The organism is Xanthomonas sp. NCPPB 3583, from assembly GCF_041475715.2.
In the GTDB taxonomy this organism is placed as follows: Bacteria; Pseudomonadota; Gammaproteobacteria; order Xanthomonadales; family Xanthomonadaceae; genus Xanthomonas; species Xanthomonas euvesicatoria.
In genome coordinates, this window is record NZ_CM191263.1 from 205451 (window position 1) to 218179 (window position 12729).

At 66.1% G+C, this 12729-nt stretch carries 10 protein-coding genes; 8 read left to right on the forward strand and 2 right to left on the reverse strand.

Annotation, left to right across the window (positions count from 1 at the left end; translation table 11 throughout):
• Window positions 1–33 precede the first annotated feature (33 nt).
• The 4 genes from ACCQ07_RS00860 to ACCQ07_RS00875 are packed head-to-tail and all read left to right on the forward strand — an operon-like array spanning window position 34 to window position 3879.
• Window positions 34–1239, forward strand: coding sequence for a DesA family fatty acid desaturase (locus ACCQ07_RS00860; RefSeq protein WP_057681359.1), 1206 nt, complete (start codon window positions 34–36; stop codon window positions 1237–1239).
• A complete protein-coding gene (locus tag ACCQ07_RS00865; RefSeq protein WP_057681295.1) occupies window positions 1229–1624 on the forward strand; it encodes an EF-hand domain-containing protein in 396 nt (131 codons plus the stop codon). The genes ACCQ07_RS00860 and ACCQ07_RS00865 overlap by 11 nt, the downstream gene beginning before the upstream one ends.
• 48 nt (window positions 1625–1672) lie before the next feature.
• A complete protein-coding gene (locus tag ACCQ07_RS00870) occupies window positions 1673–2410 on the forward strand; it encodes an ATP-binding cassette domain-containing protein (RefSeq protein WP_042774052.1) in 738 nt (245 codons plus the stop codon).
• Entirely contained in the window at window positions 2407–3879 is a 1473-nt protein-coding gene (locus tag ACCQ07_RS00875) for an ABC transporter permease/substrate-binding protein (RefSeq protein WP_011345901.1), read from the forward strand. The genes ACCQ07_RS00870 and ACCQ07_RS00875 overlap by 4 nt, the downstream gene beginning before the upstream one ends.
• Window positions 3880–4070: 191 nt before the next feature.
• On the opposite strand, the gene ACCQ07_RS00880 is transcribed toward ACCQ07_RS00875, so the two are convergent.
• Complete coding sequence (locus tag ACCQ07_RS00880) at window positions 4071–5252, reverse strand: aminotransferase class V-fold PLP-dependent enzyme (protein ID WP_057681296.1); 1182 nt, start codon at window positions 5250–5252, stop codon at window positions 4071–4073.
• Window positions 5253–5323: 71 nt separating this feature from the next.
• On the opposite strand from ACCQ07_RS00880, the gene egtB reads away from it, so the two are divergent.
• Genes egtB through ACCQ07_RS00895 form a run of 3 tightly spaced genes read left to right on the forward strand, consistent with a single transcriptional unit; the run spans window position 5324 to window position 7875 of the window.
• Window positions 5324–6607 (forward strand): ergothioneine biosynthesis protein EgtB, encoded by a 1284-nt coding sequence (egtB, locus tag ACCQ07_RS00885; protein ID WP_029818216.1) that lies wholly within the window; start codon window positions 5324–5326, stop codon window positions 6605–6607.
• Window positions 6604–7590: an L-histidine N(alpha)-methyltransferase gene (gene egtD / locus ACCQ07_RS00890; RefSeq protein ID WP_014088986.1), complete on the forward strand. Its 987-nt coding sequence runs from the start codon at window positions 6604–6606 to the stop codon at window positions 7588–7590. The genes egtB and egtD overlap by 4 nt, the downstream gene beginning before the upstream one ends.
• A 15-nt stretch (window positions 7591–7605) precedes the next feature.
• On the forward strand, window positions 7606–7875 hold the full coding sequence (locus ACCQ07_RS00895; protein ID WP_031420622.1) for a DUF3253 domain-containing protein: 270 nt from the start codon (window positions 7606–7608) through the stop codon (window positions 7873–7875).
• 97 nt (window positions 7876–7972) lie between these two features.
• Here the strand turns inward: ACCQ07_RS00895 and ACCQ07_RS00900 are convergent, their stop codons facing one another.
• Window positions 7973–11716: an indolepyruvate ferredoxin oxidoreductase family protein gene (locus ACCQ07_RS00900; protein WP_209242195.1), complete on the reverse strand. Its 3744-nt coding sequence runs from the start codon at window positions 11714–11716 to the stop codon at window positions 7973–7975.
• A gap of 159 nt (window positions 11717–11875) precedes the next feature.
• On the opposite strand from ACCQ07_RS00900, the gene ACCQ07_RS00905 reads away from it, so the two are divergent.
• Window positions 11876–12511: a hypothetical protein gene (locus tag ACCQ07_RS00905; protein ID WP_008571529.1), complete on the forward strand. Its 636-nt coding sequence runs from the start codon at window positions 11876–11878 to the stop codon at window positions 12509–12511.
• Window positions 12512–12729: the final 218 nt, after the last annotated feature.

Here is a 12729-nt window from a genome sequence, read left to right on the forward strand (position 1 = left end):
CATCAAATGGAGAGCGCTGCTGTGGAGATGCCGATGTTGTCCGATCCGATCATCGACGTTCTGACTTCCGGCGTGGCAGGGCTGGGCGCGTGGGGCATGCTGGCGGTGCTGCTAGTCTTCACCCAGCTCACCATCTTTGCAGTGACCTTGTACCTGCATCGCAGCCAGGCGCATCGCGGTGTGGATTTCCATCCGGCCATCGCGCATTTCTTCCGCTTCTGGACCTGGTTGACTACCTCGATGATCACCCGCGAATGGGTCGCGATCCATCGCAAGCATCACGCCAAGGTCGAGACCGAGGAAGACCCGCACAGCCCGCAGACCAAGGGCATCGGCCAGGTGTTCTGGCGCGGTGTGGAGCTGTATCGGCAGGCGCGTGCCGAGCGTGCCGACATCGAGCAATACGGCAAGGGCGCGCCCAGCGACTGGATCGAACGGCATCTGTACACGCCGCATGCCAACGCCGGCCCGATGGCGTTGCTGGTGATCAACTCGGTGTTGTTCGGATTGCCGGGAATTGCGTTGTGGGCAATCCAGATGGCGTGGATTCCGTTCTGGGCCGCCGGTGTGGTCAACGGCCTGGGCCACTGGTGGGGCTATCGCAATTTCGAATCGGCCGACACCTCCACCAACCTCACGCCCTGGGCGCTGTGGATCGGTGGCGAAGAATTGCATAACAACCATCATGCCTTCCCGAGCTCGGCGCGGTTTTCGATGCGGCGTTGGGAGCTGGATATCGGTTGGGTCGCCATTCGCGGCTTGCAGGCACTGGGCCTTGCCAAGGTGTTGCGGGTGGCGCCGTCGCTGGATATCCGCCCCAATATCGCCGTGCCCGATGCCGACACGCTCAAGGCGCTGCTCTCGCACCGGTTCCAGGCCATGACCGACTACCAGCGCAATGTGCTCAAGCCGGCGTTGCGCGAAGAGGCGGCCGTCACCGGCGCCAAGCTGCGCGAGTTGCTGCCGCGTCGCCTGCGCAAGGGCCTGGTCGACGACGGGCGCTGGCTCAAGCCGGATGCGCGTGCACAGTTGCAGGCATGGGTGGCGCAGCGTCCGCGCATGCGCACGCTGGTCGAGTACCGTGCGCGGCTGACCGCGGTACTGGAAGCGCGCAGCCACGATGCGTCCGAACGGCTCCGGCAATTGCAGCAGTGGTGCCATGAGGCCGAGGCCAGCGGCAATGCCGCGTTGCAGGCGTATGCGGCGCGGCTCAAGGGGTATGCGCTGAGTGGTGCGTAACCCGGGCGGCAGGCGCGCTGTGGTGCGTATACACCGGGCGCGTGGCGTGATCGTGCGTGCCTTGCTGGTTGTGTGGTGTGCCTGTGTGCCGGCGATTGCCGCGCAGGCCCAGGTCCAGGACAGCCAGCAATATCTGCAGCGCATGGATACCGATGGCGATGGGCGGGTGAGCCTGGACGAATATCTAGCCTGGATGAGCTACGCCTTCGATCAACGCGATACCGATCACGATGGCGTGCTGGAAGGCGATGAACTGCCGGGCCGTCGCGGCAAGCCGATCACCCGTGCGGCGCATCGTGCCACCTTGATCGCGCGCTTCGCGCGCCAGGATGCCGATGGCGACGGCTACCTGAGTGCACGCGAACTGCTGGCGCCGCCCCGCTGATGCACACCTTCGCGCGTGGCTGACGCTGCCTTCGGCAAGCTCGGCCGCATGTTCACTCTCGACCGGGTCAGCCGCCGCTACGGCCAGGCCATCGCACTCGATGCTGTCTCGCTGACGTTTGCCAGCGGCATCACGACCGCATTGATCGGCCCGAGCGGCGCCGGCAAATCCACCGTGCTGCGCATGCTGGTCGGGCTGGAGTGGCCGGACAGCGGCACGGTCGCTTTCGACGGCACCCCGTTGCAGCGCGCCAACCTGCAGGCGCAACGGCAACGCATCGGCTACGTCATCCAGGAAGGCGGCTTGTTTCCGCATCTGGATGCACGCAGCAACGTGACCTTGCTGGCACAGACGCTGGGCTGGGCGCGGGAACGCATCGAGGCGCGTCTGGATGTCTTGTGCGCCCTGTGCCAATTGCCAACGCAGTTGCTGGCGCGCTACCCGGCCGAACTCTCCGGTGGTCAACGCCAGCGCGTGGGGCTGATTCGTGCATTGATGCTGGACCCGCCGGCCTTGTTGCTGGACGAACCACTCGGCGCGCTCGATCCCATCGTGCGCTACGACCTGCAGGCGCAGATGCGCGAACTGTTCGCGCAGCTGGGCAAGACCGTGGTGCTGGTGACGCATGACGTGGCCGAAGCCGCCTATCTGGCCGACAACCTGGTGCTGATGCGCGCCGGCCGCATCGTGCAGCAAGGCCGTGCGCGCGATCTGCTGGAGCAGCCGGCCGATGCGTTCGTGCAGCGCTTTCTCACCGCCCAGCGCAGCATTGGCGATGCCGCATGATGGCGCGTGCGCTCATCGCCGTGGTGTGGCTGATCTGCAGTGTTAGCGCGCAGGCCGCGCAGGTCACCATTGGGTCGAAGAACTTCACCGAAGCGGTGATTCTTGGCGAAATCGCCACCGCCGCCGGCAAACGTGATGGTGTAGACGTGCAGCACCGCGCACAACTCGGTGGCACGCGCATCCTGTGGCGGGCGCTGGAGACCGGGCAGATCGACGCGTATGCCGAATACACCGGCACGCTGGCACAGGAGCTGCTGCAACTGCCCAACGCCAGCCAGGCCGAGCTGCGTGCCGCACTCGACGCACGCGGGCTGGCGATGACCGATTCGCTGGGTTTCCAGAACACCTATGCCTTCGGTATGAAGCGCGAACGTGCGCAGGCATTGGGCATCGCCTCGTTGTCGGATCTTGCACGGCATCCCAGCCTCAAGATCGGTCTGAGCAATGAGTTCATGCAGCGCGCCGATGGCTGGCCGGGCGTGCGCGCGGCGTACGCGCTGCCGCAGGCCGCGACCGGGCTGGATCACGACCTGGCCTATCGCGCGTTGCAGAGCGGCGCCATCGAGGTCACCGATCTGTACAGCACCGATGCGGAAATTCCGTATTACCAGCTGCAGGTGCTACGCGACGACCGCCATTATTTCCCGGACTACCAGGCGATTTTTGTGTATCGCAAGGACCTGGCGCACCGCTCGCCGGCGATGCTGCAGGCCTTGCGGGGGCTGCAAGGACGTATCGATGAAGCGACCATGCAACGGCTCAATGCACAGGTCAAACTGGAGCGGCAGTCCGAAGCGGCGGTTGCCGCGCGTTGGCTGGGCGTCACGCCGGCCTCTGAAACGGACTCGCGTTTGACGCGGCTGCTGCGGCATACGCGCGAGCATCTGGCGTTGGTGGGTATTTCTTTGGGTCTGGCGTTGCTGCTTGCGCTGCCGTTGGGCGTGCTGGCGGCGCGGCGTCCACGTCTGGGGCAGGTGGTGTTGTCGTTGACCGGTGTGCTGCAGACGCTGCCGTCGTTGGCGGTATTCGTCTTCATGATTCCGCTGTTCGGCATCGGCGCCAAGCCGGCGATTGCCGCGCTGTTCTTGTATAGCCTGCTGCCGATCGTGCGCAACACCCATGCAGGGCTGACCTCGATCCCACGCGAACTGCGCCAGACTGCGCACGCCATCGGATTGCCCGCGTGGACACGCCTGTGGCGGGTGGAACTGCCGCTGGCCCGCCGCACGATCGTGGCCGGCATCCAGACCGCGGCGGTGATCAATGTGGGCACCGCCACGCTGGGTGCGCTGATCGGTGCGGGCGGCTATGGCCAACCGATTCTCACCGGCATCCGCCTGGACGATATCGGCCTGATTTTGGAAGGCGCCATTCCCGCTGCCGTGCTTGCGCTGCTGGTGCAGGCGGTGTTCGAAGGCGCCGAGCGATGGGTAACGCCGCGTGGGTTGCGGATCAGCCAGCGGCAGTGACGCGGCGTTCAATCGCTGAAAACCGAGCGCGCCGCTTCGCTGCCACTGATCCTTGCGCCAATTGTCGTTCGTAGAGCGCGCTGGCCTGCGATGGAGCCTTGCCGGTGCTGCCTGACGACGCGCAGGCCTGCGTACATGTGTTGCAACCAGTACCGCTGCAGATGCCTGGCCAGCGATGCCTGCGCGCCGCCTCACCCATCCGGCAGCGCTGCAATGACCTGTGATAACGCGTGGTCGGTGACGCTCAAATGTGGCGCGATGCGCAGACGTCCATGCCGACGCGTGCAGATCACGCCACTCGCGCCGAGCGCCTCTGCCACCGCATCCAATGCCGCTGCCGGCGGCTGCAGTGCGGTGAGATGCGGCGCATGTCCGGGCGTGCACCAGCTGCCCACGCCGCGCGCCTGCAGGGCGGCGTCCCAATGCGCAGTCAACTCGCCCAACGCCGCTGCGATGCGCGCCGGCTGCCACGCGGTGAGTTGTTGCAGGGCCACCGTGGCCATTGCGACCCGCAATGGGTCGGCAACCCCGCCCGCATCGAATCGGCGTGCACCGCTGCGATACCGCGGCGCGCTGGCCACCGGAAATTCCCAACTGCTGCCCGCATCGCGGCCGATCCAGTGTTCTTCGATCGGCAGCCCGTCCGTGCGCCACTGCGGTGCGACCCACAGCCACGCCAATCCCATCGGCCCGAGCAACCATTTGTGCCCGACGCTGACTACGAAATCCGGTTGCCAGCGCGGCAGATCCGGTGGCAACACCCCCAGGCTCTGGCTCAGGTCCAGCACCAGGGCAGCGCCGCGTGCCTGCACGGCGGCACTGATGCGGTCCAGATCCAGCATTCGCCCGTCCAGCCAGTACGCATGCGGCAAGCTGGCAATCCGCAGCGCAGGCGTGTCGGCAATGGTCTGCAGCACTGCATCGGTCAAGCTGCCGCCAGCGGTGGCGGGCACCGCCACCAGATGCGCGCCGGTCTCTGCGCAGCGGCGCTGCCAGATCAACAGATTGGACGGAAATTGCCCTTCCAGCACCAGCACTGCGTCGCCGGCTTGCACAGGCAGATTGCGCGCGGCCGTGGCCAGGCCGTGCGCGGCCGACGGCACCATGGCCACCGCATCGGCATCGCCGTCCAATAGCGCGGCCGCAAGTCCGCGCACCTGCTCGATCTGCTGTAACCAGGTATCGAACGGCAACCGCCATGGTGTGGCCATTGCATCGACCGCCTGGTGCGCAACGGTCTGCATGGCGCGCAACAACGGACCACGCGACGCCGCATCCAGATGGATGACCCCGGAAGGCAGCGCGAACGCCTGCTGACGCTGGGCCCACGCGAGGGGCGCAGCAAGCGTACTGGACAGAGATGGCGATGACATGCCCACAGCTTACCGCTGGCTGCCACGCTGCCCACACGGCACGTTCACGGGCGCTCCCCAAGCATAGGGCGATGTCTGCACTCTCACCTCTGCTGGGCCACCTCCAGCAACAGCAGTTGATGCTGCTGGAACGCTACGCGCAGACCCGCGCGCTGAGCGACCGTCTCGCCGCACCCTTGAGCGCCGAAGACGCGATGGTGCAGAGCATGCCGGACGCGAGCCCGAGCAAATGGCATCTGGCGCACACCACCTGGTTTTTCGAACGCTTCGTGCTGCAGGCCGATCCGGCGTACCGCGTGTTCGACCCGGCCTGGGACTTCCTGTTCAACAGCTACTACCAGAGCGTGGGGCCGATGCATGCGCGGGCCCGCCGCGGCGTGCTTTCGCGCCCCTCGTTGCAGCAGGTACGCGACTACCGTGCTGCGGTCGATAGGCAGATGCAACAGCGCTTGCGCGAGGGCCTGCTCGATGCACAGGCCTGCACCGTCGTGCAGCTCGGCATCCAGCACGAGCAGCAACACCAGGAGTTGCTGCTGACCGATATCAAGCATGCGCTGTGGAGCAACCCGTTGCAGCCGGCCTACCGTGACCTGCCCACACCGCCTGCGGCCGTTGCCAGCCCGCTGCGCTGGCATGCGCGCGACGAGCAGATCGTCCAGATCGGCGCCGCTGCATGGCCACAGGCCGACAGCTTCGCCTACGACAACGAATCGCCACGCCATCGCGTGCTGGTCGGTGCGCATGCGCTGGCCAGCCGTGTGGTCACCAACGCCGAGTTCCAGCAATTCATCGATGACGGCGGCTACCGCAGTGCCGGTGCCTGGCTCAGCGATGGCTGGGCGATGGTGCAGGCGCAGGGTTGGCAACATCCCTTGTATTGGGATGCCGATGGCCGCGAGTTCACGCTGGACGGCTGGCGCACGCGCGATCCACACGCGCCGGTCTGTCATCTGAGCCTGTTCGAAGCCGATGCGTTCGCGCGCTGGGCCGGTGCGCGCCTTCCCACCGAAGCCGAGTGGGAGCAGGCCGCGACCGGCGTGCCGGTACAGGGCAATTTCGTCGACACCGATGCGTTGCATCCGCGTGGCGCCGAAGCAGTGGACACCGGTATCCAGCAGCTGTTCGGCGATGTCTGGGAGTGGACCGGTAGTGCGTACCTGCCGTATCCAGGCTTTACCCCGTGGCCCGGGTCGCTGGGCGAATACAACGGCAAATTCATGAATGCGCAATGGGTCTTGCGTGGTGGCAGTTGCGCCAGCCCGGCCAGCCATCTGCGTGCCAGTTACCGCAACTTTTTCCCCTCCGATGCGCGTTGGCAGTTTGCCGGCGTGCGCCTTGCCAAGGATCTGCCTTGAACGCCGCCGCCCATGCCCTGCAACGCGCGCACGCCGCGCTGACCGACCTGCGCCCGCAGCCGGACGACATCACCGCCGATGCACTGGCGGGGTTGTCGCAAACGCCCAAGACGCTGCCGTCGAAATATTTCTACGATGCGCGCGGCTCGCAACTGTTCGAAGCCATTACGCAGCAGCCGGAGTATTACCTCACCAGGACCGAGCTGGGTTTGCTGGAAGCCAGCATGGGCTCGATCGCACAGGCGATCGGCGCCGGCGTGCATGTGGTCGAATACGGCAGCGGCAGCGGCCGCAAGACCGAATTGCTGCTGCAGGGCCTGCGCGATGTGGTGGCCTACACGCCGCTGGAAATCTCGCGCACCGCGCTGCTGGAAAGCACTGCGCGGCTGGCCCAGCAATTTCCGCAGATCCAGATGTTGCCGGTGTGCACCGACTTCACCAAGCCGCTGCGCCTGCCCGATGCGCAGCGCCCGGCGCGGCGGCACGTGGTGTTCTTCCCCGGCTCCACGCTCGGCAATTTCGCCGACGCGGCCGCGATCGAACTGCTGGACGCGATGCGCCAGACCATGGGCAGCGACGGTTGCGCCCTGATCGGCATCGATCTGGACAAGGACGCCGGGCTGATCGAAGCGGCCTACAACGACGCAGCCGGTATCACCGCCGAGTTCACCTTGAACCTGCTGGCGCGGCTCAATCGCGAGATCGGGAGCGATTTCGATCTGGACGGTTTCCGTCACCACGCGGTGTATGTCCGTGAGCGCGGCCGCATCGAAACCTTCCTGATCAGCCAACGCGCGCAGCGCGTGCAGGTTGGCGGCAAGGACATCGCGTTTGCCGAAGGCGAAGCGATGCAGGTCGAATACAGCTGCAAATACACCGACGCGCGCTTTGCCGAACTGGCTGCCGCAGCCGGGCTCAAGGTCACCCACGGCTGGAACGATGCCAAGGATTGGTTCGGCCTGCGCCTGCTGCGCCCATTGTGATCCCGCGGGGCGGGCGTGCAGTCGCCCGATGATGCGCAGGTGGCCGCGTTGATCCGGCACCTGCTTGCGCAACGTCGGCCCGAGCAATCGATCTGTCCCTCGGAAGTCGCGCGTGCCTTGAGCGATGACGCGGCGGTGTGGCGAAGCCTGATGCCCCAGGTGCGTGCGGTGGCCGCAGCTGCCGCAGGCAGAGGCCTGGTACGGATCACCCAGCAGGGTCGAACTGTGGACCCTGCCACCGCACGCGGACCGATTCGACTGATGCGTGGGCCGCATTTCGACTGAAGCCCCATTGAGTGGATGCGCCAGCTGCCGTATGTAGCGGGATTAAACCGAATGTCGCCGAGCGACTACATCAAAAGGATGTAATCGTTCGGTGACATCAGGCCGCCTGCACCACGTGCAACGCCTTGGGATTACGCCACTGCGCCAGCAGCGCGGCTTCGCGCGCCCTGGCTTCCTGCAGATGCGCATGCTTGACGTGGCCATAGCCGCGAATGTGTTCCGGAATGCTGGCGATCTGCGCGGCCAAGCCCACGTTATCGGCATCCAGCCGTTCCAGCAGCATGTCCACGGTTGCGCTGTAATCGGCAATCAGCCGACGCTCGCCACGCCGTTCTTCGCTGTAGCCGAAGACGTCGAACTTGCCGCCACGCAGGAACTTCAACCGCGCCAGCAGCTTGAAGGCGGTGAACATCCACGGCCCGTACTCGCGTTTGATCAGGTTGCCGTGTGCGTCTTTCTTTGCCAGCAACGGCGGCGCCAGGTGGAAGCGCAGCGTGTAGTCGCCCTCGAACTGTTGTTGCAACCGGCGCTGGAAATCGCCACGCGTATACAGCCGCGCCACCTCGTATTCGTCCTTGTAGGCCATCAGCTTGAAGGCGTACCGGGCCACCGCCTCGGTCAGTGCGCTGCTGCCGGGCACGCGCTGCAGCTCGTGCGTGCGTACGCGCTCGACCAGGCTGCGATAACGCTGCGCGTAGGCCGCATCCTGGTAGTCGGTCAGGAACGCGACGCGACGCGCGATGGCCTCGTCCAGCGAATGCGCCAACTGCTCGTCGTCGAGCGGCGCGGCCGGTGCAGCGACCTCGCCATGCAACGTGCTGCCGTCGGTCTGTGCCAGCGCACGCGGTGCGCTCTGGCCGCTGAGATCGTGCTCTTCCCAGCTGCCTGGTCCGCGTGCATGCGGTGTATCGCCATGCAGATGTGCAGGCGCGTCGGCACCGGCCAGACCCGCAGCGCGTTGCACCGCCGGCAGATCGATCGCCGCCAGGCGCCCCCAGGCGAACGCCTGCTGATTCATCGCAACGGCTGCACCATTGAGTTCGATCGCGCGCATCAGCGCCGCATGCGATAGCGGCACCAACCCGTGCTGCCACGCGTAGCCAAGCACGAACAGATTGCTGGCGATGGCGTCGCCCAGCAACGCCGTTGCCAGCTGCGTGGCATCCAGCAACAACGGCTCCTGGCCACCGAGCGCAGTGCGCACACCGGCGATGATCTCGGCAGCGGGAAACTGCAGGTCCGGTTGCGTGGTGAACGTGCCCGGCATTGCTTCGTAGGTGTTGAGCACCACCTGGGTGCGGCCATCGCGCACCTTGGAGAGCGCCCAATAATCGTTGACCACCACCATGTCGCAGCCCAGCACCAGGTCTGCTTCGCCGGCGGCGATGCGCACGGCGTGGATGTCGGCGGGCTGGCGTGCGATGCGGATATGCGTGGTCACCGCGCCGCCTTTCTGTGCCAGGCCGGTCTGGTCCAGCACCGTGGCGCCCTTGCCTTCCAGGTGCCCGGCCATGCCGAGCAGCGCGCCGATGGTCACCACGCCGGTGCCGCCGACGCCGGTGATCAGGATGTTCCAGGGCCGTTCCAGCGCGGTGCGCTTGGGCGGTGAGGGAAGCGTGTCCAGCAGCGTGCTGGCGTCGCGCCGCTTGCCCTTGCGCGGGGCACCGCCATGCACGGTGACAAAGCTCGGGCAAAAGCCCGCGACGCACGAATAATCCTTGTTGCAGTTGGACTGGTCGATCTGGCGCTTGCGCCCGAATTCGGTTTCCTTCGGCAACACCGACACGCAAAAGCTTTTCTCGCCGCAATCGCCGCAGCCTTCGCACACCAGCGAATTGATCATCACCCGCTTTGGCGGATCGACCAGCTTGCCGCGCTTGCGACGGCGGCGTTTCTCGGTGGCGCAGGTCTGGTCGAAGATCAGGATCGACACGCCCTTGACGGTGCGCAGATGCTGCTGCACGGCATCCAGTTCGCCACGATCGTGAAACGCGACCTCAGGCGGAAACAGCTCGCGCCGCCGCGTCCACTTGCCAATGTCGTCGCTGACCACCGCAATCTCATGGATGCCTTCGGCGCGCAGCTGGTGGGCGATGTCCGGCACGGTGAGCGTGCCGTCCACCGGCTGCCCGCCGGTCATCGCCACCGCATCGTTGTAGAGAATCTTGTAGGTGATGTTGACGCCGGTGGCGACCGACTGCCGGATCGCCAGTGAGCCGCTATGGAAATACGTGCCATCGCCCAGGTTCTGGAACACGTGCGGGGTGTCGGTAAACGGCGCCTGCCCGGACCACGTGACACCTTCGCCGCCCATGTGGGTGAAGGTGTCGGTGGCGCGGTTCATCCAGGTCACCATGTAGTGGCAACCGATACCGCCCAGCGCGCGCGAGCCTTCCGGCACGGCGGTGGAGGTGTTGTGCGGGCAGCCGGAGCAGTAATGCGGCACGCGCGGGAATTGCGCGCGCGGCAAAGCCATTTCCGCTTCCTTGGCGTCCATCCAGCGCAGCCGCTGCTGGATCGAATCGGTATTGATCGTGCTCGATTGCAGCAGGCGCAGGATGCGCCTGCCGATCACCGCCGCGATGGTGGCCGGCGTCAGTTCGCCGGTGGACGGCAGGATCCACGCGCCCTGCTCATCGTACTTGCCGACAATGCTCGGCCGCGCGCCGGCGCTGGCCGGCCAGTTGTAGAACAGTTCCTTCATCTGGCGCTCGATGAAGGCCTTTTTCTCTTCCACCACCACGATGTCTTCAAGCCCCTGCGCAAACGCGCTGATCCCTACCGGCTCCAGCGGCCAGGTCATGCCGACCTTGTAGACGCGGATGCCGATCTGCGCGCAGGCCTGCGCGTCCAGGCCCAGGTATTCCAGCGCCTGCAGCACGTCCAGGTAGCTCTTGCCGGTGGTGACGATGCCCAGTCGCGCATTTGGTGAATCCAGCACCACCTTGTCGATGTGGTTTGCGCGCGCAAAGGCTTGCGCGGCGGCGATCGCATACCGGTGCAGGCGCATCTCCTGGTCCACCGGCGGGTCCGGCCAGCGGATGCTCAAGCCGCCCGGCGGCAGTGCGAAATCCTCCGGCAGCACGATGGTGCGCGCGAACGGGTTCACGTCCACCGAGGCGGACGATTCCACCGTTTCGGCAATCGTCTTGAAGCCGATCCAGCGCCCGGTGTAGCGGCTCATCGCCCAGCCGAGCAGGCCCATGTCCAGGATGTCCTGTACTCCGGCCGGATTGAGGATGGGCATCATCGCGCTGACGAATTCGTCTTCGGACCCGTGCGGCAGGGTCGAGCTGCGGCAGGCATGGTCGTCGGCGGCCAGCGCCAGCACGCCGCCAAACGGCGAGGTGCCGGCGGCATTGCCGTGCTTGAAGACGTCGCCGCTGCGGTCCACGCCCGGCCCTTTGCCGTACCACATGCCGTAGACGCCCTGCACGTTCGCGCCGGGGAACAGGTTGGTCTGCTGGGTGCCCCACACCATGGTGGCGGCAAGGTCCTCGTTCAGACCTGGAGTGAAGGTGACCTTGGCCGCGTCCAGGTGTTTGCGCGCCCGCCACAGTTCCAGGTCCAGCCCGCCCAGCGGGCTGCCGCGGTAGCCGCTGATGAAGCCGGCGGTCTCCAGCCCGGCGGCGTCATCGCGCAGGCGCTGCAGCAGCGGCAGCCGCACCAGCGCCTGCACACCGGACAGGTAGATGCGCCCATCGGTGCGCGTGTACTTGTGGTCCAGCGTGTAGTCCGCATCCACCCGGCCGAGCTCCGGCGTGTTGGCAGAGTCGGGAGAAGAAAGCGCAGCGGTACTGGTCATGGCGTGCCCGGAAAGGGTGGCTGGGCCCCGGTGCATGTCATCTGAAACTATCTGACGCACCCGACGGATTCCAAAACGGCGGTGCAAAGTGTAACAGTCAGCTTTTCCGCGCCCGTCCCTGTGCGGATGCGCAGCCGACGCGCTGCGGGTAGGATGGGGACGGGAAGGGGTCGTTTGCTGTCAGGGGAAAACACAGTGAAAAGGAAATACGCGTGGGCCGCTCTGGCCCTGCTCGGAGGGGTGTGGTCGTTGGCGCAGGCGCAGAGCTTGCCCAAGCCCAAGGAGTTCTATTTCGACGAAGACCGCGGTACCACCAAGGCCGTGGTGGCCGTACAGGGCCAGGGCGATGCAGTCGTCGACCGGCTGGCGGCGATGGTGCAACGTGACGCCCGCGCGGCCGACCCGCGCGCGCAGTTGGCGGCGCTGGCCTACGCCGGTGGGCGCACCCAGTTGGGCGATGAGTTGTATCAGGGCGCGCTGGCGCTGGTCTCCAACGGCAGCCAGCAGTACCGGGCCATCACCTGGAACTATGGATGGGACCTGCTGCGTGCCGACCAGCCCGACAAGGCGCTGCAGCAATGGGCCAACCTGGCCAATGGCCGTCCGGCCACGCCGGAATGGCTGCCGACCACGGCTGCACTGGCGCTCTGGCGCGCCGGACGCAAGCAGGAGGCGGTCGAGTGGTATGCCGCAGCCGTGCGCACCTGGCCGGACCGTTGGAGCAGTACCGCCAACTACGCCAGCCTGTTGCCGGAATGGCGCGAGGCAGAGCGCGCCAGCCTGGCCGAGGTCTTTGCGGCCTGGCAGGCCAACCCGCCAGCGTTTCCGTAAGCGCTTCGCCGCGCTGCGGGAGTTCCTGCAGCGCGGCTTGTGCAGTGAATCGACCGGTTGCCGCCATTGGCCGATACGCCAGGCGCCATCTGGCGCGTCGGCCTGCCGCTACTTGAAACGAAGACGTCTAACGTTGATTCCGCGAGTTCGGTGAAAGGCTGAGCAGGTCTGCGCCTGATTCCAATCACGGCTCAAAACTTTGGCGTGCCGACGTTGCG

Bases quoted from the DNA above. Each gene is read 5' to 3' on its own strand.
- ACCQ07_RS00870 (WP_042774052.1), top strand. From the start codon at position 1,673: ATGTTCACTCTCGACCGGGTCAGCCGCCGCTACGGCCAGGCCATCGCA.
- ACCQ07_RS00900 (WP_209242195.1), bottom strand. From the start codon at position 11,716: ATGCACCGGGGCCCAGCCACCCTTTCCGGGCACGCCATGACCAGTACC.
- ACCQ07_RS00860 (WP_057681359.1), top strand. From the start codon at position 34: ATGTTGTCCGATCCGATCATCGACGTTCTGACTTCCGGCGTGGCAGGG.
- ACCQ07_RS00880 (WP_057681296.1), bottom strand. From the start codon at position 5,252: ATGTCATCGCCATCTCTGTCCAGTACGCTTGCTGCGCCCCTCGCGTGG.
- egtB (WP_029818216.1), top strand. From the start codon at position 5,324: ATGTCTGCACTCTCACCTCTGCTGGGCCACCTCCAGCAACAGCAGTTG.
- ACCQ07_RS00875 (WP_011345901.1), top strand. From the start codon at position 2,407: ATGATGGCGCGTGCGCTCATCGCCGTGGTGTGGCTGATCTGCAGTGTT.